The following is a 20,864-nucleotide window of genomic DNA, read 5'->3' as shown; positions in this document are numbered from 1 at the left end:
ATATCGGCATAAAAGACTTAGGTGCAATTCCAATTCGCAATCCGACGCACGGCCCGCCGACAACTGATAGATTAGTATGTCTACCAGAAGCAGGAACAGGCTATTTGTGCAGTCGAGCGACGCTGACAAGATCAGAACAACATAGGCAAACTCAATCAATATGAGCTACTGCGTAAATCCGGGCTGTCCCCATCCTCAAAATCCTACTGACTCTATTCTCCAATGTCAGACGTGCGGTGCGCGGTTATTGCTGCGGGCTCGCTACCGAGTCATGGAACCGTTAGGACAAGGAGGTTTTGGAGCTACATTTCTGGCAAAAGACATCTCATTGCCCGGTCAACCGAGTTGTGTAGTCAAGCAACTGCGACCCAGTAGTTCGTCCCCGCGAGTTTTAGAAATGGCGCGGGAATTATTCAAGCGAGAGGCAAAAACCCTCGGCCAACTGGGCGACCACCCGCAAGTACCGAGGCTGCTAGACTATTTTGAAACCGAACAGCAATTTTACTTAGTTCAAGAGTATGTTAAAGGCTCGACTTTGAAACAAGAAGTCAAGCACTCAGGCCGTTTCAACGAATCGGACGTTAAAAATTTTCTATTAGAAATTCTGCCAGTAGTGCAATATATCCACAGCCAAGGAGTAATTCACCGAGACATCAAACCCGCAAATATTATTCGCCGAGTTCAAGACGGCCACTTAGTTCTGATTGACTTCGGAGCGGTAAAAGACCAAGTTAGCCAAACAATATTATTAGACCCCGCCGACCAAAGCGCCAACACGAAATTTTCAGTCGGCACATTTAGTTTTGCCCCCCCGGAACAAATGGCGCTGCGGCCGATATTTGCCAGCGACATCTACGCGGTGGGCATGACTTGCTTGTACTTGCTGACAGGAAAATCGCCCAAGGATTTAGATTTTGATGGAGTAACCGGCGAAATTGTTTGGCAGCCCCACGTTCAGGTGAGCCCATATTTTGCGCGGATTCTCGAAAAAATGCTCAAGCCGATGGTTGGCCACCGCTTCCAATCGGCAGCAGATGTCCTCAGAGCTCTCTCCGGCGAATTTGAAGACCCAAGTCTGATGGATGGCTTGGCAACTCAATTCAACGGCTCTTCTCGTACTGTTGAAGAACCGACAATATTTAATGACGAGGGTTCTTCGTGGTCACGGCCTGAGAGCAAAATTAATCAAGATTTACGATCGTCAAACCAAAGCCGCATTGGTAGAACTTCCTTCACCCAATCCGGGAACACGGGGATGCAGCCGAGAGTTTCCCGAACTCTGGCTGAGTCCGGCAGAACTTTGGGAACCGTTGGACCTTCTAGCGGCAATTTAGCAGCGTCAAAGCTATCGAAAGTTGCTCCTAAGTGGGACACCAACAGCGTGCGAGCGGCATATTTTAAAGGCAAGCGCGATTTTGCTGACTGCGAACTGTCGGGTTTGCAACTGCAAAAAGCGCAGTTAGCGGGAAGTAATTTTTATCAGGCTAGGTTGGTGAAGGCAAATTTGCAAGCAGCGGATTTGTCGGGGGCGAATTTGGGTCACGCGAGGTTAATTCAGGCGAATTTGCGAGATGCTAATTTGACTGAGGCTTATTGCAGCACTGCCAATTTTGAAGGCGCGGATTTCCGGGGTGCTGACTTGACGGGGGCTTATTTGACTAAGGCGAATTTGCGGGGAGCAAATTTGTGCGGGGCGAATCTTACGAACGCTACAGTTTCTGAGGAACAACTGGCAATGGCAAAGACTAATTGGCTTACTGTTAAGCCGGATGGTAAGCGGAGTTTTGGATTTTAAGAAGTCATGGGGCATGGGGCATGGGGCATGGGGCATGGGGCATTGGGCATGGGGCATGGAGCATGGGGAGTTGTTAGCTGCTACTAATCACCAATCACAACAGTCAACAGTCAACAGTCAACACTCAACAGTCAACTCCCCACTCCCCCAGTCAGGTGAGTCGTCAGGAGGAAGTTCGATCGCCCCAAAGCCGCCTAAATTAAAAACTAGGAATGGAGGATTCGATCGCACTCAACATGAAATTGCTCAACCCCCGCACTCGAATGCTTCTGTACACCGGCATCCTGGCCCTGGCCTACTTTGTTACCGGAAAACTCGCAGTGTCGATGCTGGGACTGGTGAAAGCCGAACCCTCCCCCGTGTGGCCGCCCGCCGGTATTGCTCTAGCAGCACTGCTACTGCAAGGACGACGGATGTGGCCGGGAATTGTCCTCGGTTCGGTGCTGTTAAACTCTACCGGGGGTATACCGTCGGCTGTCATTGTCACATCGGCCTTTAGCGTCACCCTGCAAGCGCTGGCTGGAGAGGCTTTGCTGAGGGAGAGCGGATTTTCTACCAAACTCGATCGATTGCGAGATGTTCTGGCTTTAGTAGCGGGCGCTGTCATCGGGTCTACTTTGGTCGGCTCTATCCTCGGCAACTTGGGAACGTGCATTTTTGGTTGGGCTCAGTGGAGCAATTTCTCTCGCAACTGGTGGACTACGTGGCTCGGAGACGGCATGGGAATTTTGCTAGTGACGCCAGTGCTGCTGACTTTGAACCACGCCGTTAATAGTTTTAAATTTTCATTAAAAAAACCCATTATTTCAACTTTTATAGCACTTTTTAAAAGACAAAATAATCAATTATTAATTACTAATTCCCAACTAACAATTGCTAATCGTAGACACACATTCCCTGCAAGTGAAAACCGTTATAATCTTATATTTTTAATTATTAATTATTCAGAAATAGCGCTCTGGCTGACTCTATTGCTGAGCGTTAGCTGGTTGTTTTTTTGCTCGAAAACACAGGCGGCGATCGCGCAGTATCCGCTGGAGTATCTGCCTTTTCCTCTGATAGTTTGGGCTGCCCTGCGGTTTCAACCGGCGGGAGCGATTTTTGCTTATTCGATCGTCTCTTACATCGCGATTTGGGGAGCAGTACAGGGAGGTGGCCCCTTTTTGGCCAAAAGCGATAATCTCAAACAGGCGGTTTTATTTTTACAAGCTTTTACCGGTACGATCGCCCTTGTGGCTCTGATGTTGGCCGCCGCCGTAGCAGAACGCCAGCAAGCGCTGGTGGAGGTGCGCCGCACGGCTGCCATGCTGCGCGATCGCGAAGCTAGTTTAGCCAATGCTCAGCGCATCGCTCAGTTGGGAAATTGGGATTTAAATTGCGCCGCCCTCACAGCAACTGACAACTGCCAAGAATCCGCAGAACATCATATATCCAATATCGAATTGCGGTGGTCAAACGAACTTTACCGCCTCTTGGGTTTTGCTCCCGGAACTGTCAAACCGACACCAGAAGTTTTTTTGCAGGCTGTACATCCAGAAGACCGAGAATTGGTGGCGCGATCGCAGCGCCAAGCTATGTTGGAGCGCAAAGCCTATTGCATTAACTACCGAATTGTGCTGGCAGATGGCTCCGAACGCACTGTCTGCGAACAGTCGGCAATTGAGTCAGGGGCGATCGCCGCCACAGTCCAAGACGTTACCGAACGCCACCGCGCGGAAACCGCTTTGCGGGCGTCCTCCGATCGCGATCGCTTGCTCTCAGAAATCGCCCTGCGAATTCGCAACTCCCTCGACCTAGAAGAAATTCTCAACACTACTGTTGCCGAAGTCCGGCAATTTTTCAAGGCAGACCGCGCTTTCATCGGTATTGTGGACGCGGACGGGGTAAATCTTCCTAACCCGGTATACGGTAAGGTTGTGGCCGAGTCTGTGGATGCTCAATGCCGTTCTCTTTTGGGGTGGGTACTCGCTGACGAGAATCACCTCGAAAGCCAGAAAACTTTTTATGCTAACAACCGCGTCCGGACTATCTCCGATACTGCTAGCGTTCAACTCAGCGTTCCAATTGCCCAATTGTACAGCGACTATCAAATTCGCGCGACGTTAAATGTGCCGATCGTCCTGGGGGATGAATTGTTCGGGATCTTGGCCGTCAACCAGTGCTCCGGGCCTCGCCAGTGGCAGGAATTTGAAATTGATTTGTTGGAAAGACTCGCTACCCAAGTGGCGATCGCTCTCCAGCAAGCCCAACTTTTGCAGCAGGTAAAAGCTCTCAATGCCAACTTGGAATCTCAAGTGGAGGAACGCACCCGCCAACTACAGCAAAAAATGCACGAACTGCAAGAAAGCAACCGCCTCAAAGACCTATTTTTGCACGCAGTTTCTCACAATCTCCGCACTCCTGTTATGGGAATGTTAATACTGCTGAAAAATTTGCTCAACAAATCGGCCTCTGATTCTCTACAAGATGTTCCGGTTTCTCGATCGATTTTGGAGCGGATCGTTCAGGGCAGCGAACACCAGTTGACTATGGTTAATTCCCTGCTCGACGCTCACGCTAGCGAGGTCAAAGGTATTGTTCTGAATACTGTACCGCTGCACTTACAGTGTTTAACTTCAGCAATTGTTGGCGAGTTAGAACCGATGCTGGCCAAAAACCAAGCAACTTTGACTCAGGAAATACCGACGGATTTGCCGAGAGTCTATGGCGACAGCAAACACTTGCAGCGGGTGTTGGAAAATCTGTTGACTAATGCTATCAAACACAATCATCCGGGAGTCAATATCACTTTTAAAGCAGAAGTAATAGAAGTTGAAAAAACGCTAAATTTTGAAGAAAATTCACAGGTTTTAAAATCTCAAAATACTCAGCTCGCCCGCTGTATCGCTAACCGGATATCTTCTGAGGGCGATCGTCCTAGGATAGGCGAGACCACCCAGAAAAATCAGGAAACTCTGGCCAAATTTAACCTCGACGGCAGTGGCAAAATGCCTCGCTATCAGGGGCAAATTGCCAATATCGGCAGCAAATTGCCCGAAGTCACCGTAAAAATGGTTCGCTGTACTGTAACAGATAATGGAGTGGGAATCAGCCCCAAACAGCGGGAATCTCTATTTGAACTTTACGTTCACGACCCTAATAGCCGACAATTAACAGGGCTGGGTTTGGGCTTGTACCTCTCCAAGCAAATTATCAAAGCTCACGGCGGCGAAATCGGCGTCGAAAGCACTCCCGGCGGTGGTTCGACTTTCTGGTTTTCGCTACCTGCTGTCAACTCGGACGATCGATCTTTGTCAATCTAAAATCTAAAATCTAAAATCTAAAATGCTATGAACTATTTGGGCAATGCAAAATCCGTTCAGGCGTTAACGGTTTACGAGGTGTGGCGCGATCGCTTCCTCCGAGAGCGGCTGCGCCCTGCAGTCGGAATTGCCATCTTTTTTGCCTTCACAATAACGGTCTATTTTCTAGGCGAAAGATTCTTCGCTCGCCAGGAGTTTAAAAGTGTTTATTTGTACACGAGCGCTGCTGTAGAACTGGGTTTGTTGACCTGTTTTGTGTTGCAAAAAACCTCCTTCGGACAGCGCTATCCCGGTTTGCTATTTTTGGCTTTTTCGTGGTCGCTGACGGTGGTTGTACAGCTTGGGCTAGCTGTCGCACAAGCTGGGGAATTACCAATTTTTACCTGGATTTTAGCGTTTCTGATCCAAGCTACGCTGATCCCCGTCCGCTGGCGCCTCCACCTGATTTCTCAACTCGGCGTTTTGTGTTGCCACGTCGGGATAAATTTGGTTTTAAATCTAAGTTTGGCTAAGTATACTCCTTTTAAGTTGACCGGGTTGTATTTATATTTGTTTTGGATTTGTTTGATTTGCGATTTGTCGGTTTATTGGTACGAATGTCTGCAACGGAAAGAGTTTAGTACCAGGCGTGAGTTGGAATCTGCTTACCAGCAGTTGGAGGTGGCGGAGGCGAAGTACCGCAGCATTTTTGAGAATGCCGGCGAGGGGATTTTTCAAAGCACTCCTGACGGCCGTTATATTACTGCCAATCCAGCTTTGGCGCGGATTTACGGCTGCGATTCCCCGGAAGAAGTGACGGCAAAGTTTACTGATATCGAGCGGCAGTTGTATGTCGATCCGGCTCGCAGAAATGAGTTTTTGCGAGCGATCGAGGAAAGCGGCACAGTATCGGATTTTGAATCTAAAATTTACCGCTCAGACGGCAGTATTGTCTGGATTTCTGAGAAGGCGCGGGCTGTACGGGACAGCAGCGGCGCCGTGCTTTATTATGAGGGTTTAATTGAGGATATCACGCAGCGCAAACAGGCACAAGAATCGCTGCGGCTGTTTATCCACGCTCTTTCTCACGACTTGCGAAACCCGGTGGCGGGAATGTTAATGGTGCTGAAAAATTGGCAGACGAAACCTGGGGATTCGATCGCAATTCCCCGTTCTGTTTTGGAGCGGATGATTCAAGGTAGCGAGCAGCAATTGCGCTTGATAAATTCGCTGTTGGAAGTTCACGCCGGGGAATTGCGCGGTTTGGTTCTGCACTTCGATGCCGTTGATTTGAGGGCGGTAGTTGAAGCTGCTGCGACAGATTTGGAGCCTTTAATGAATGAGGGTAAAGCTACTTTTAAAATTTTGGTGCCGGATGATTTGCCAGCCGTGAAGGCTGACAAGACTCAGTTATGGCGCGTCTTATCTAATTTAATTGCTAATGCTTTGAAACACAATCTGCCGGGACTAAATTTAACTGTTTCGGCTCAAGTAATCAAGGCGGATAAATTAATTATAAATCAAAACACAGCAAAACAAGACACCGACAAATTACCGCTTACCAATCCACAATCCCCAATCCCCAATTCCCCAAGTAGCATGATTTACTGTACCGTTGAAGATGACGGGGTGGGAATATTGCCGGAACAGTGCGAACATCTTTTTGACCTTTACGTTAGGGGCGATCGCTCCCGACACTCCGTCGGTTTGGGTTTGGGTCTATATCTTTGTCGCCAAATCATTGGTGCTCACGGCGGCCAAATTGGGGTAATTAGCACTCCCGGTGCTGGGGCAAGTTTTTGGTTTACTTTGCCGCTGGCTGAGAATTTCCGGTAATTTTTTTGTATTCTTAATTACATTTTATCTAGCAATTGTGCCAGATATTTAGAACTTTATTACTTGCTGAAACCCTTGCGAAATATGCTTCTTCCTTCTGCCTGCGGCTATACTTTTGTTGTGCCGTGGCAGGTGCTTTTTGTGTGGTTCCAGCCAAATCTGTCGATCGGACTATTTCGATCGGGCTATTGATATTAATTTAAAAGCGTGGTATACTTCCCAAAAGTTTTTAAAGGAAAAATAAATTTTAGATCTTCACATTTTCTTTAGAAACATCATTTAATCTAGAAAATCTCTAAAACTAGATAAAAAATATGCAATTTATGTTTATCGAGCAAAGCTCAGGAAATACAGCTAAAGACAATGCAGCTAAGTACGACTCAGCTAAATATAACGAGCGGTCGTTCTCAACTTTAATGCGGGCGCTCCGTCTTTCCCAAGGTTATTTTTCTTTCGTTTTAGTCCACTGCAACTCGCTAACTTTGCGGCAGCAAATAGTCGATCGGCTGCAAGCAAATTGTCCCGTGAAACCGCGGCAACTGTTTTTGCCCAAATCGGCGACAACTCTCTACGCGACAATCGCAGCAGAAATAGACGGCGAAAAGCCTCCAGCTTTAATGCTCCTCGGTTTGGAATCCGTGGAGCCGATCGATAGATTGCTCGTTTCTACCAACCTATTATGCAGTGAATTCAGCAAAAAATTTTCGTTTCCCCTCGTCTTTTGGGTGACTGATGATCTGCTGAGAAAAATCATTCGCACCGCCCCCGATTTATACAATCGGATGACGACAATTAGATTCATCAGTAATTAGTAATCAGCCCATCAATTTTAGATTTGAGATTTTAGATTTTTAACAGTCAACAGTCAACAGTCAACATTTAACAGTCAACAGTCATTAGTCAAGTGTTAAATTCCGCTTCCCAAATCATGACTAATTCTCGCGCCTCCGCAGTTCCCTCAGCAGGAAAACCTGCCAAAAAGTCTTTATCCGCCCCCACGTCGTAAGGCCCTTCCTTAAACTCCAAAATCACAGTATCCTGTGTCAAAGCTACTAACGTGTGAATAGTGCCCTCTGGCAGTTCGACAGCGCGAGTCGGGCCGGCCGCGCTGACTCGCAAGGAGCGCAGGATTTGACCGTTTTCGTTCAAAATAACAATACCGACTTCGCCTTGAATCACCACAAAAAACTCAAAACCGTTAACTGCAGGCGGGCGGAGGTGTTGGTGAGGGCGGACGTAAGTGCCTGGTTGCAACACGTTGACAAACCGCTGCACTTTTTCAGACAAATCGTGGAAATTGTAGTTTTGTCGCTGGCGGGGACTGCGCCGGGAGGAAGCGGCAACTTCGTCTAGCAATTCTTGCGTCAGCAATTTGATCGGAGGGGACTGCACAACAGATATCCTGTATTTAATAGTTTATGAACAAATGGGCTAGTCTGGGATCATCGTTATCAGCATCTCTTGACACATGGAAATCGCAACTCAGGTGGGTATCACTAAGGCAATGCGTTTGTCAAGTATCTTTAGAAAAAGTATTAGCCCGATCGCCCTTTCAACTATTCTAGTCTGCGCCAGTAGCGTTTCTGCCTCTGAACCGAGGCCGGCACTGTTAATTCAGCAGGAATTCCCACAGCAGCAACTTAAAGAAGAAATTCGCGATCGAGTTCAAGAAGAAGTTGACATTGCTTTCGGGCGCACGGCGGTACTGCTGAACGGGCTGATAATTGCCCTAACTTTGTTTCCGACAGCAGCCGGAGTCGGGGTTTGGTTTCTGTTGAGCAAATTGTCCAAGCAGACAACAATTGCCCGCCAAGAAATAGAAAGTCTCCATTACGATACAATCTCTCAATTAAAACTATTAATTTCGGACGCTGAAACTATCTTAGGCGAAATTCAACAGCAAAGTCACCCGGCAGAGGCAGAAACAGACCTTTTATTCCCCGATGCCCAAATTCAAGAATTTGCTCCGGTTAACTATGGCAATTACCAAAAGTTATTGACTGCCGGCGACTATGCCAAACAGGGAGATGCTTGTTTCTTTGAAAACCGTTATCAAGATGCGATCGCAGCTTACGATCAGGCCCTGCAAATTCAGCCGGATTTAGCCGATACTTGGAATAACCGAGGAGTAGTGCTCACGAGAATGCAGCGGTATCCAGAGGCGATCGCTTCTTACGAACAAGCTACTACCATTCGTCCGAATTATCCCGATGCTTGGAACAATCGAGGCGTGGTATTGTTGGAGTTGCAGAAGTACCAGGAGGCGATCGGCTGTTACGAACAGGCAATTCAAGCCAAACCCGATTATGCCGATGCTTGGAACAACCGAGGGGTTGCTTTTTCCAAAATGCAGGAGTACGAACAAGCAGTAATTTCTTACAATCAAGCCCTACAAATTAAAAATGATTATACTGACGCTTGGAACAATCGAGGCGTTGCACTCTCCAAATTGCAAAAATACGAAGCTGCGATCGCTTCCTACGACAATGCTGCTAAAATCAGGCCTGACTTTTACAGAATTTGGTACAATAAAGCCCGATGTTATGCCCTACAAGGTAAAATTGAATTAGCTATTGAAAATTTAAAGCGCGCCCTCAATCTCAATCCGAATGTGTGTAAAGAGTTGGCAAAAAGTGAAGCTGATTTAGAAAAAATTCGCGAACACGATGCGTTCAAGCAGTTGATAAGTTAATAGCTGTAATTCTAGGCTGCGTGACCACAAATTATTTCAAATTTATCACTGGTGACTCATAAAAGTCACCCACCGAAAAATTACGCTATCTACATTCTATCTATCAATTCATCAGAAGTCACACAAAGTCTTGTGCTGTCTCGATTACTTTTGCCAATATTACACTTTTTGCAAAGAGTTTGTAGATTACTCATATCGTCAGAACCACATTTTGAGCGGGGGATAATGTGGTCAACTTCCAATAAAACTCCATCTTCCCGTGCCGATATACCACAGCTAAGACATTTCCATTTATCTCTAGCAAGTACAGTCCACCATTTACCTGCTCTCACAAAAGAATAACTGTCTAGTTCAGGCATTTCTGAAGAATCAAAATCTTCCTCCTCGGTTTCTTCTGTTTCTATGTCAGTTTCGGGATTTCTACTATCTAAATAAAATTCTTTGAATTGCTCAAGCCTATTTTTAAGCTGAGGTTCTCGTCCTTCTCCAATAAAAATAAATGATTCTCCTAAAGCGTATAAGAGGATGAATGCAATAACTATTTCATACAATCCTCGCCCTCGCCTGACAGGAAAGTAGTATTTTGGTGATATCAACCTTATACCATATGCCGATATTTCATCAGGCACAATTGCCTGATGAAGAGGCAGAACTTCAAATTCAGGATTATACGTCGTATGTGAAATACGTGCTACCGATAATAGTGGCATTAAAACCTCGCTATACTTAGCGACAAGTTGGGAAATTCTTGCCACGTAAGCATCATCTACGCCTTGACGAAATGGCATTAGCTCAGCATGAATTGTTCCACTAGGAAATACCTTAAACGTCAGATAAGTGGGATGATGAAAGAATGGCTGTCCATTTCTCTTGAGAATTTTGAGCGGTTTCTCACCCCGTTTTGCAATAATTCCAATATGAACAAAGCCATAGTCTTTGTTCTCCTTTGCTTTATCTCGATGACTTGGAGAGTAGGCAAAAGTCATTCTCTCGTATGGATTCACATCGTAGACTTGTGCCACAACATCAAGCGTATAACGCAGTAACGTCTCTAGCCGAGGGAAGAAATAATTTTGCAGTGTTGAAAGCCGGGTTTTAGTGTCAGGGATATTGAAAATTTGAGTATCTCTCTCTTCAAAAATTACTTCATTAATATTGTGACTATCTGGCACGTTTTTGACTCCATGTATTTCACGAGCTATTCAATCACACCGATCGATATCTGGCTAGTTTGCTGTATTCCTAACTTGTGGTGTGAAATCCAATGTGACTTTTCCTTCGCACCTAAAATTTATAGAGATTGCTGTTTCCTTAGACTAAGCCAGCCCAATATTTATTATAGCGAAATTTTTCGTATAGTCAACTCCTAAGTCACAAAAAGCCGAAACTTAGAATTAGATTTACAAGTTGATACAGTACGAGCAAAAAGAAGTCGTTCTATTTCAACTGTTCTCACACGAGAGGAAGTTCTAGCAATTACAGCACTTTCCGATGTTATGAGGTACAGTAGCAACAATCAGTGAACCAATTTCTTAAATGGTTAGGATTCATCAAATTGAGGGCAAAGGTTTATTTGTGCCTACCTACTTACTTCTGTTTGATTACTACCAAAGTAATGTCATCAAATACTTTTTGCTCCCCGATGTATCGCCGCACGTCGTCAATAACAGCTTGCTTGATTTCTGTGGCTGACTGTTCCCTATTAAGGACAACAACTTCAATCAAGGGTTCGATACCGTATTGAGCTTGATTCATATCAAAAGCTTCGGTAATTCCATCTGTATATAGTACGACAACATCCCCGGAATTTAACTGTATTTCCGTAGTAGCAATGAAATCGGCAATATCTGCTTCCAAGGCGATGGGAAAGCCTAACTCCATGGTATCAATCCGCTCTACTTCGCCGCTGGAACGCACGACAATCACCTCTTCGTGCTGTCCGCTCAAACGCAGGATGTTGTTCCCCCGATATTCCAGCAAAGAAAGGCTCATACTTTTACCGCAATTGATGCGCTCTACGTTGTCAAAAAGCGTTTGGTTGACTGTCTGCAATAATTTAACTGGGTCGGTTTCATTGTGAACCAACAAAGTGCGAATTGCTGTTTGCGCCATAATCATTAACACGCCGCTTTCTAAACCGTGTCCTGTCACATCGCCGATGCCAATTGTGGCTTTACCGCCGTAATTTAGTACGTCGTAGTAGTCGCCGCCAACTTCATCAGCCGGCTCCATAAATGCAGCAATTTCTAGCCCTTCAATTGACTCTAATTCCTGCTGTTGAGGCAAAATCATTTGTTGCAGGCGGCGGGTTACGTCTAGTTCGGCACTCATGCGAAGGTTTTCTACTTTTAGCCGATCGTTCAAAACCAATATTTCTCTATTAGCTTGGGCTAATTGTGCGGTGCGTTCTTCTACTTTTTGCTCTAGGGTTTGATAAAGTTGGGCATTTTCTAGGGAAATAGCAGCTTGGGCAGAAATTATGTTCAATACTGCTAATCTGTCTGCTGTAAAAGCGCCAGTTGCGAGATTGTTTTCTAGATACAAAATGCCGATGAGTTTGCCTTGATTGATGATGGGGGCGCACAATACTGATTTGGGTTGATTAATTGCAATATAAGGCTCTGCGGTAAAGGTTCCTTCGCGGACGGCATCGTTTAAAACTACATCTGACTGAGTTCTTGCGACATAGTTGATAATAGATGTCGGGAGCTCCTGACTGTTATTAACAGCAAGAGATTGCAAGACTTGGACGGAACCGTCAACGTCTCCGGCAGCTTCAATTCTGAGTTCGCCCCTGCTGTTTAGCAAGATAAGAAAACCTTTTTGAGCTCCGGCATTTTCAATGGTAAGTTTAATTAAGTTTGACAGCAAGGATGCTAATACTACTTCGCCGGATATTGCTTGCGATGCTTTGATTACTGTGGTAAAGTCAAGCATTGATGAGCTGCTGCTGCCTGTGGATGTTGGCGGAAGGGATGTGGTTATGGCAGAAAGGTTGGTACCTGTTGATGTTTGTCTCAGCCATAGCTGAGGGTAGCGTTTTTCTAAGTCTTTAACTTTGGCTGCTGCACCCCAGCGGAGATAAGAATAGCGGGCATTTTGCAGGTAGGTATTGGCAATCAATGTCTTATTTTTAGATAAGTAAAATTTGGCAGCTAGTTCGTAGGAGAGGGCTTCTTCGTTGATGTATTCGTTTTTTCCAGCGGTGGCAATCGCACGATCGTACCAGTCCATTGCTTCAAAGTTTTCCCCTTTAATGCGGCACAATTCTGCTTCTATTAGTTCTACTTTCTGCAAGTAATTCATCGGTGCGTGAGTTGCCAATACTTTCAGTTTATCCAGATTGACGGCTACTTCTTCTAAAATTTGTTCGCGATCGCTCTGGCTGACATCAAAGTAAACCGCAAGTCGCACCAGAGAATCATAGAAATAAAAGAGGGGCGCAACAAGCGAACCAACCACTCCAGCTAAATATGGCGCTGCTAAGTCAGCATATTTTACAGCTTCAGCAAATTCTCCAAAGAGATAACAGAGAAGCGTTTTTTGCAAGTAAATAATAAAAACTGCACTACGATTGTTTTTTTGCAGCATCATAGGCAACTGCGTGTCTTCATTATATGCTTCCCCCATTAGCTTGCAAGGATTCTCCGAGCGATCGATTAAATTGAGAACTACCTGCCGGATTACTTCATTGCTGGTCAAATCAAATTCTTGCTTGAGTTGGCGTATTATGCCATGGTAGGCAGCTATTTCTCTTTCCAATTCTGTGAGTTCTTTGCCAACAAAATAGCTATGCCAGCAGTACACACTGGCATTGTGGCAGGCATTTCCTATGTCTCCGGTTTCCAAACCGATTGCCCAACCATCATGCGACAGCTTTAAAGTTTTCCTAACCGATTCTTTGTAATGTTTGACAAAAGCATTAACGCAGTGAAGCGTGTGTGCTTTAACTGTGCCGGCGTTAATTCGCTCCAGCAAATTTAAAGCCAGTTCGCCAAATCGATAGCCAGATTCTATGTCGTTGAAAATCGCGCTAAAAAGCATTCCACAACGGGCATAAGCGGGCAAAGAATCAGGATTGTTGCCATATTCCAGGGATAAATTTACCAGTTTAAGAATCAATAAAGGCTGGAGTTTTGGGAAGGAAAAATAGGCAACATCAAGAGTGCTGGATATCACCTGCATGGCTGCTAATTTGTCCGGGGCTGTCATCAGTGGTAAATCGATTAAATCTTCGATTTCTCGGCCTGTTAGCGCTGCCTGAGTTGCTTGCAGCGCCGCCTCAATATCTGTCGTATTGGGCTGTTTGGGAAAATGTATATCTAACAGTTCTAGCACTGATAAAGCTGTGTCTAATGCTTGCTGGAACTGGCTTTGGGCTAACTGAGAGCGAATTTTTACTTGATAGACTTTTACTTTATCGAGCACTATTTTGGCTTGTTGCAGCACGGAAGTTGCTAATTCATCCATCTGCTCGAAATCGGTACTGATGTAAGCGGCTTCTGCTGCTTCTTCGTAGAGATTCAGCGTTAAGTCGTATTGGGTTTGCCAACTGTCTGCACTTAATAATTGCCTGCCCGCCGCGAAGTAATCTAGTGCTGATTTATAAGCAGCGGAAACTTTGGCTTTTTTGCCTGCTAAAAGGTTGAGCGCTGCCAGTTCATTGCGCTGTGGCTGCGTGGCAATTAATTCGCTGCCAAAGTTGAGGTGATTGACGATATCAAATATTTTATGTTGTCGCTGTTCCGGCGCAGTATTTTCCAACAAAAGTTGTCCGACTCGATAGTGGACAACTTGCTTTTCTGGTTCGGGAATTAGAGAATAGGCGGCTTGCTGGACGCGATCGTGCAAAAATTTGTAATAAACAGTTAAATCTTCTGAACTTTGCTCTAATTCTAGAAATCTGTAATCATTCCCCACGGGAATAATTAAATTTTGCCTAACTGCTTCCAAAAGTTTCTCGTTAGTTGCTTTTACTGAATTTTCACTAACAATCGCCAACATTTTTACGTCAAATTGGTTGCCAATGCAAGCAGCAAATTTTAATATTTGCTGTGTTGCCTGGGACAGTTTTTGAATTTTTCCTGCCATCAGTTCGACTACATTGTCAGTAATTCCCTTGGCTTGAATTTGCTCTAAATCCCACTGCCAGTCTCCCTTTGCCCCCTCAATCTTCGGAGAGGTGGGTCCAAATTTCAACAGTTTCTCAGCATAAAGTGATTTGAGAAACTCGTTAATAAAAAAGGGATTGCCTTGAGTTTTTTGCAGGACTAACTCTGCTAAGGGCAGGGCTTTTTCGAGATGGCATTTAAGAGTATCTGCAATTAAATAGTTGACATAATTTAACTTTAAAGGTAAAAGGGAAATTGAATTAATTACGCATCCAGTTTTCTGAATCTCATTAATTGTTAACATCAGCGGATGGGCGGCAGTGACTTCATTATCCCGATAAGCACCAATCAGAAACAGATATTGCATATCTGGGTCGGTGATTATCAATTGAAGCATCTGCAAACTTGCGGAGTCTGCCCACTGCAAATCGTCGAGAAACATGACTAAGGGATGTTCAGGCTTGCAAAATACGCGGATGAAGTTATGCAATACTAAATTAAACCGATTTTGGGATTCAGCGGAAGGAAGTTCGGATAATTCTGGCTGCTTGCCCACTATTAATTCTAATTCGGGAATTACATCAATAACGACTTGAGCGTTAACTCCAACTGCTGTTAATATTTTTTCGCGCCACTGTTGGAGTTTGACTTCTGTTTCTGCGAGCAATTGCTGCACTAATTCTTGAAAAGCTTTAATGACGGCGCTGTAAGGAATATTTCGCTGAAACTGGTCAAATTTCCCGGCGATGAAATAACCTTTTTTTCGGGTAATGGGTTTGTAAATTTCTTGTACTAATGCTGATTTGCCAATGCCGGAATATCCGAATACTAACATCATTTCGGAATGTGGTCGGCTGTTGGGGGATGGCTGAGTGTCTGAGGTTAGACTTTCTGCTTCTTCCTGCAAGCTACCTGCAACTCGCTCAAATGCCGCCAGCAGGCTTTCTATTTCTGTTTCTCGGCCGTAAAGTTTTTGAGAAATTTGAAACTTATCTGAAATATCGTGCTGACCAATAGGAAAGTCTTCTATCTTGCCTTGAGTTTGCAGTTGAGTGAGACATAACTCTAAATCTGCTTGAATTCCCCAAGCGCTTTGATATCGCTCTTCTGCGGTTTTTGCTAACAGTTTCATTACGATATCTGAAACAGGTTTAGGAATCTCTGGATGGACTTCTTGGGGCGGAAGGGGTTGTTTAGCGATGTGACAGTGTACTAATTCGATCGCGTCATTACCTTCAAAAGGCAGTTGATTGGTTAGCAGTTCGTAAAAAGTTGCACCTAGGGAATAAAAATCAGCGCGGTAATCGATGCCGCGATTCATTCTTCCGGTTTGTTCGGGTGCTATATAAGCTAAAGTTCCCTCTAAAACGTTGGGACTTATTAGGGTAGGATTTTCTATAGACAAGACTGTCGAAATGCCGAAGTCAATAATTTTGACTTCCCCGGTTTTGGGGTTGATAATTATATTAGATGGGTTAATGTCTTTGTGGATAATATTAGCGCTGTGAATCTGACCCAAAATCTCGACAGTTTTGATAGCGATGGAGAGAAATTCCGCTAAGGTTATTTGATGTTGCTGCCGCCATAAACTTAAAGATTCAGCGCCCTCATCCTCGAAGACGATGGCAAGAGAATTATGATATTTTTCTAAGCTGTAAGCTTTAACAAAGCCTGAGAAATTCAGAGTTTGACTGATTTGGTATTCCTGCTGGTATCTCAGCAGTTGTGCTGGCGTTGGCAATTCTTCTTTCAGCAGCTTGAGGATGATCGGTAGGGGTTCGGCGTAGCCGTCGCGTAGCGAATCGCGATCGCGAATTCCGCGATAAACTAAGGAATTTTCGCTTTCATAGATTTGGGTTAAAATCTGATATCCGGGAATGCCAAGCATAGTTTAAATTGTCCGTTTTGAGCTTTTGCGCTTTCTGTGCAGCAGTTGCAACCCCATCTTGCCATTATTGCTCATATATGAATGCAGTGGGAGATCGATCGCTACCACTGCATAAAAAACGACTGCTTGCAAAATCGGGATGCTTCCTAGTGCGAGGGATTCAAAAGTAGCGAGAGAAGAGCTTTGGATATTTTCGGAGATGTCTATTGTTAAAAAAGTTGATAGGCAATGGATCTTACTCCTGACTCCTGACTTTTGACTCAGGACGAATGCTAGATATACAAATATTTCTGCCTTCTCCCCATGATGTAGGGTGCGCGCTGCACACCTTACACCTGTGGAATCACCTATAACCTAATGATGGCAACTTAATTTCAACTACAAATATTTCTGCAAGAGCAAACCCATTTTCTCCTTAGTTGCGGCAGGCACTTGATCCAGCCGAGTCAGAATAGCATATTTCAAAGCTGAATGCGACTCGGAAACGGGGGGATTTTCTGTTAACCTCCGGACTGTTTCTTGAATGGCTTTTTGGGCATTCTCTGCATTGCGGTGCAAATTTGCTATTACCATTTCTACTGTTACGCTGTCGTGATCCTCGTGCCAGCAGTCATAATCGGTGACTAATGCTAAAGTTGCGTAGGCAATTTCTGCTTCTCTGGCTAATTTTGCTTCCGGCAAATTTGTCATTCCGATGACTGTCGCCCCCCAACTGCGGTAAAGGTGGGATTCTGCTTTTGTGGAAAATGCGGGGCCTTCCATGCAGACATAAGTGCCGCCCCGGTGCAGGGTAACGTCGGTGAGGTTCAAGGATTCGATCGCACTTGCTAACACTTTAGCCAATTCGCCACAAACCGGATCGCCGAATGTGATGTGACCGACTATTCCTTCGCCAAAAAAGGTAGAAACTCGATTTTTTGTACGATCGATAAACTGATCGGGCACTACCATATCTAAAGGTTTCGCCTCAGCTTTCAGAGAACCAACCGCCGACGCTGAGATTAAATACTCAACTCCCAAACTCTTCATTGCATAAATATTTGCGCGATACGGCACTTCGGAGGGCAAAAAAGTGTGGTTGCGGCCGTGTCTAGCCAGAAATGCTACTGGCGTACCGTCCAATGTTCCCACAATTGCGGCATCCGATGGCGCTCCAAAAGGTGTATCAATTTTCACCTCTTCAATATCCTTGAGGGCCTCCATTTTATACAAACCGCTGCCGCCGATTATTCCGATTTTTGCTTGTGCCATTTTTACCCTCTGCTTGAGTTTTACCACCGTGATTCTATCGGGCCATCGTTAAGTTGGGGTAAAGATAATTGAAGATTTGGTGACAACAGTCACCCCACATACACTATTTTGTCACTAAATATATGTGATCTTAATCACAAAGTAGCTTCACAAAATCTTTAAAAATAAAGGTACATAGTTCTGTTACTTATTTTTAGCGTGTTAAGACCATGACAGTCAGCTCTGCTAACCTCCCCAAAATCTCGATCGAGGCGATCGTCCAGCGCATCTTTGCTTTTCGTCAGATTACCCCCCTTGACAGACGGCTGCTGAAATCAGCAATGCTAGCCCAGAAAGGTCTGAACGAAAAAGACCAGTGTCACATCAACCGAGTTTGTCAGGGCATCCAAAACGGCTTGATTTTAGTTGTAGAATAAATTTGCAGCACAATCTCTTGCTAGCTCAAGAAGCTGTTTTAAAATTTATGCTTGAGTCTGTATCGGCGGGAACTGAGTTCGGGCGGTGTTTTACTATTGTTAGGCGCGCGAACCCTCGATATCACAAATAATATTATTTACATCTTATTATCGATCCAAATTCAACAGCCAAAAGCCTGTATAAGTCATGCCACTATCATCGGGCTGCACTAACAAAAAATGTAATCCTTTACTTAATTTCTTGCGCTGTTGGTAAATTTGGGCGGCCGCTTTCACCTCGCTATCTTCAAAAGTAGCCACAACCCACCTATCTAGTAACCCAGCTTCCAATATCAATCCGTCGGGCTCTCCAGCAATATAATTCAAAGCGAAAGGTTTGGCATCCTGAAGCCATCTAGCCAACCGCATAGACTGGCGTCCGCCGTCAATCACCACTCCCGGTACGGGTACTGTTGATGCCAAGCCCAAATTCAGCGGTAACAGCAATTCTGGCATTTCCAAAATTGGCAGGGGACGCCCTTGGAAAGCCTCTTCAATGTCGCCAGCGGGTAGGGAAGCAAAACGCCAGCCATCGCCCCACAGGTTTTCGGGTAAAGGCACGGGCGGCGGCGAGTCGAGGGCGATCGCACTGTAAGTTTCACCTGTATAATTAGGCATACTCGAATATTCTTTGGCGCGTTGTTGCAGCAGCAATTTCAAAGCCGCAGTGCGCCGAGTCGCTTCCACCTTGACACCCAAAACTTTGCCCGCAGCTTCGATTAAGCCCAGAGACTGAGGCCTAAATACTTGAATCAAGTCGGGCAAATTCTGAGTTTGAGCTTGCTGCTGCAACTGCGAAGCTAGCCAATTAGAATTTGCGTCCCCTTGGCGGCAAACAGCGCTAAATTGAAAACTACCTTCCGAGTCGCAAATTAAGAGTTCCCAGAGTGGTTTACCCGCCTCATCTTGGAGAGGACGGCGGTAAAAATCGGCTTGCCAAATACGCATAAATAATTAAAATATAAAATATACAACTCGATCATTTTAATATAGTTTGGCGCACTGCGATACAATACCGAACTATGAAAAAAGAACTTCGAGCGATATATTCTCAGTTCATAGTTGAGTTTTATTTGCATATCTAACACCAGTTTAAAAAAACTGCAACTGTAAGCCAGTGATCCAAACCGTCGTAAGCTGCTACGCATCTAAATTATATTTTAGGGCGGGCGGGACGCCCACCCCACAAGAATTTACTCAAATTTAATTGTCAAATTTAGATGCGCCTCAGCTTAGTAATCAGTAATTCCCAAATCTAAAATCTAAAATCTAAAATAGAATAACGGCTCGCTTAGCCATCCTCCCTTAGCAATTAGCCATACCCAAATTTATTTAAGGTGGCGAACCAAATACATATCCAATTCGCCCTTATTTTTAGCATAAATTTTTCCTCGGTATTCGCATTCAAAAAAATCTCTAACTAATTCAAAGGTTGCATGAGAGATATTGATATTTCCAGGCACGCCGGAAGATTCCATCCGAGATGCAGTATTAACTGTATCTCCCCAGACATCATAGGAAAACTTTTTATGGCCAATTACCCCAGCAAGTATTGGGCCTGAATGAATGCCAATGCGGATGTCCCAATAAGGGATATTTTGTTGAGCTTTCTGTATTTTTCGCAGAGCCATGAACTGTCGAATTTCTATCGCAGCAAGTACAGCGTCAAAGGCGTGTGTTGGGCGAGGGGTAGGAATTCCCGCCGCGCACATATAGCTGTCGCCAATAGTCTTCAATTTTTCCATAGAGTATTTATCCATCACGCGATCGAAATAAGAAAAACAATAATCTAGTTCGTCAACCAACTCTCGCGGAGTCATTTTTTCAGATAACTGAGTAAAGCCTTTAAAGTCAGTAAATAAAACCGATACGTTATCATAATAAAGTGGTTCCACTTTGCCGTTATTTTTGAGTTCCTCGGCAATTTCAACCGGCAGCACGTTCAACAGTAGCTGATCGGATTTGTGCTTTTCGGCATCGAGATCGGAATAGAGCCTATTTATCTCTTTAAAACGTTCAGCATTGCGGATGGCTGAGGATAGTTGTAAAGCCAAAAGATAGCCAATCCGCAAGTCTTCTTGAGTGTAAGCTCTCGACTTGGTTGTGGCAAAATTAATTGTCCCTAAAACCTTACCTTCGCTTTCCAAAGGAAGGATAATTTGCGAAGCGTAGGGGGATAAAATAGCAGTAGCACCCGCTTCTTGAATTAATTGAGGTTGACGTGTTGTGAAAGCCTTGTGAATAGGGCCGCCCTCTGGGAGGGCTGCAATATCTACAGGGATATGCCTGCCAAATAAGGTCATGCAAGCGTTAGTGCTGTGCAGGCAAACGCTACAGTGTTCAAAGTCTAGTAGCCATTTGGCTTGCTTGCCTAGTACCCGCAAAATTTGGTTGAGATCAAGGGTGCGGTTAATGGCAGTGGCAACTTCGTTGACAGCGGAAATGCGGATGGAAAGCGCTTGAGCTTCTGCTAACAAACGGCGGGCTGTCAACAGAAGTTCTTCTCGATCTTGATCTTCTAGCCGATCGCCCATAATAGGGGTATACAATATAGA

The 20,864-nt window shown here is 44.9% G+C and carries 12 protein-coding genes; 6 read left to right on the top strand and 6 right to left on the bottom strand.

The genetic code is table 11. The annotated features are described in order from the left end of the window. Positions 1-160: 160 nt before the first annotated feature. The 4 genes from QUB25_RS09010 to QUB25_RS08995 all read left to right on the top strand — a co-directional run bounded on the left by QUB25_RS09010 (position 161) and on the right by QUB25_RS08995 (position 7,724). On the top strand, positions 161-1,795 hold the full coding sequence (locus QUB25_RS09010) for a serine/threonine-protein kinase (RefSeq protein ID WP_333182855.1): 1,635 nt from the start codon (positions 161-163) through the stop codon (positions 1,793-1,795). A gap of 212 nt (positions 1,796-2,007) precedes the next feature. Then, the gene (locus QUB25_RS09005; RefSeq protein WP_333182853.1) at positions 2,008-5,097 is read left to right on the top strand and encodes an MASE1 domain-containing protein; all 3,090 of its coding nucleotides are present in this window, start codon (positions 2,008-2,010) and stop codon (positions 5,095-5,097) included. 27 nt (positions 5,098-5,124) lie between these two features. Beyond that, positions 5,125-6,912 (top strand): PAS domain-containing sensor histidine kinase, encoded by a 1,788-nt coding sequence (locus QUB25_RS09000; RefSeq protein ID WP_333182852.1) that lies wholly within the window; start codon positions 5,125-5,127, stop codon positions 6,910-6,912. Positions 6,913-7,226: 314 nt separating this feature from the next. Beyond that, entirely contained in the window at positions 7,227-7,724 is a 498-nt protein-coding gene (locus QUB25_RS08995) for a hypothetical protein (RefSeq protein WP_333063678.1), read from the top strand. An 88-nt stretch (positions 7,725-7,812) separates the two neighbouring features. On the opposite strand, the gene QUB25_RS08990 is transcribed toward QUB25_RS08995, so the two are convergent. After that, positions 7,813-8,304, bottom strand: a complete 492-nt coding sequence (locus QUB25_RS08990) for a WbuC family cupin fold metalloprotein (protein ID WP_333182850.1) — start codon at positions 8,302-8,304, stop codon at positions 7,813-7,815. Positions 8,305-8,380: 76 nt separating this feature from the next. On the opposite strand from QUB25_RS08990, the gene QUB25_RS08985 reads away from it, so the two are divergent. Further along, positions 8,381-9,604 (top strand): tetratricopeptide repeat protein, encoded by a 1,224-nt coding sequence (locus QUB25_RS08985; protein ID WP_333182848.1) that lies wholly within the window; start codon positions 8,381-8,383, stop codon positions 9,602-9,604. 89 nt (positions 9,605-9,693) lie between these two features. Here QUB25_RS08985 and QUB25_RS08980 read toward each other — a convergent pair whose 3' ends face one another. From QUB25_RS08980 to QUB25_RS08970, 3 genes are all read right to left on the bottom strand, one after another. Further along, positions 9,694-10,776 (bottom strand): HNH endonuclease, encoded by a 1,083-nt coding sequence (locus QUB25_RS08980; RefSeq protein ID WP_333182846.1) that lies wholly within the window; start codon positions 10,774-10,776, stop codon positions 9,694-9,696. A 415-nt stretch (positions 10,777-11,191) separates the two neighbouring features. Then, positions 11,192-16,603 carry an AAA family ATPase gene (locus tag QUB25_RS08975; protein WP_333182844.1) on the bottom strand — a complete coding sequence of 1,804 codons (5,412 nt, stop codon included), beginning with the start codon at positions 16,601-16,603 and terminating at the stop codon, positions 11,192-11,194. A gap of 378 nt (positions 16,604-16,981) precedes the next feature. After that, on the bottom strand, positions 16,982-17,854 hold the full coding sequence (locus QUB25_RS08970; RefSeq protein WP_333182843.1) for an S-methyl-5'-thioadenosine phosphorylase: 873 nt from the start codon (positions 17,852-17,854) through the stop codon (positions 16,982-16,984). Positions 17,855-18,063: 209 nt separating this feature from the next. Here QUB25_RS08970 and QUB25_RS08965 point away from each other — a divergent pair, with 209 nt between their 5' ends. Next, positions 18,064-18,270, top strand: a complete 207-nt coding sequence (locus QUB25_RS08965; protein WP_333069727.1) for a hypothetical protein — start codon at positions 18,064-18,066, stop codon at positions 18,268-18,270. A gap of 147 nt (positions 18,271-18,417) precedes the next feature. Here QUB25_RS08965 and QUB25_RS08960 read toward each other — a convergent pair whose 3' ends face one another. Together QUB25_RS08960 and QUB25_RS08955 are read right to left on the bottom strand one after the other, a co-directional pair. Beyond that, positions 18,418-19,257 carry a Tab2/Atab2 family RNA-binding protein gene (locus tag QUB25_RS08960; protein ID WP_333182841.1) on the bottom strand — a complete coding sequence of 280 codons (840 nt, stop codon included), beginning with the start codon at positions 19,255-19,257 and terminating at the stop codon, positions 18,418-18,420. 380 nt (positions 19,258-19,637) lie between these two features. Then, positions 19,638-20,858 (bottom strand): adenylate/guanylate cyclase domain-containing protein, encoded by a 1,221-nt coding sequence (locus QUB25_RS08955; protein WP_333182839.1) that lies wholly within the window; start codon positions 20,856-20,858, stop codon positions 19,638-19,640. Positions 20,859-20,864: the final 6 nt, after the last annotated feature.

The sequence above is a fragment of the Microcoleus sp. B3-D7 genome (genome assembly GCF_036705305.1).
In the GTDB taxonomy this organism is placed as follows: Bacteria; Cyanobacteriota; Cyanobacteriia; order Cyanobacteriales; family Microcoleaceae; genus Microcoleus.
The sequence above is the reverse complement of the archived record's forward strand: the minus strand, read 5'-3'. Positions and strand labels throughout refer to the sequence as shown.

Bases quoted from the DNA above. Each gene is read 5' to 3' on its own strand.
- QUB25_RS09000 (WP_333182852.1), top strand. From the start codon at position 5,125: ATGAACTATTTGGGCAATGCAAAATCCGTTCAGGCGTTAACGGTTTAC.
- QUB25_RS08975 (WP_333182844.1), bottom strand. From the start codon at position 16,603: ATGCTTGGCATTCCCGGATATCAGATTTTAACCCAAATCTATGAAAGC.
- QUB25_RS08995 (WP_333063678.1), top strand. From the start codon at position 7,227: ATGCAATTTATGTTTATCGAGCAAAGCTCAGGAAATACAGCTAAAGAC.
- QUB25_RS08965 (WP_333069727.1), top strand. From the start codon at position 18,064: ATGACAGTCAGCTCTGCTAACCTCCCCAAAATCTCGATCGAGGCGATC.
- QUB25_RS09005 (WP_333182853.1), top strand. From the start codon at position 2,008: ATGGAGGATTCGATCGCACTCAACATGAAATTGCTCAACCCCCGCACT.
- QUB25_RS09010 (WP_333182855.1), top strand. From the start codon at position 161: ATGAGCTACTGCGTAAATCCGGGCTGTCCCCATCCTCAAAATCCTACT.
- QUB25_RS08985 (WP_333182848.1), top strand. From the start codon at position 8,381: ATGGAAATCGCAACTCAGGTGGGTATCACTAAGGCAATGCGTTTGTCA.
- QUB25_RS08960 (WP_333182841.1), bottom strand. From the start codon at position 19,257: ATGCGTATTTGGCAAGCCGATTTTTACCGCCGTCCTCTCCAAGATGAG.
- QUB25_RS08970 (WP_333182843.1), bottom strand. From the start codon at position 17,854: ATGGCACAAGCAAAAATCGGAATAATCGGCGGCAGCGGTTTGTATAAA.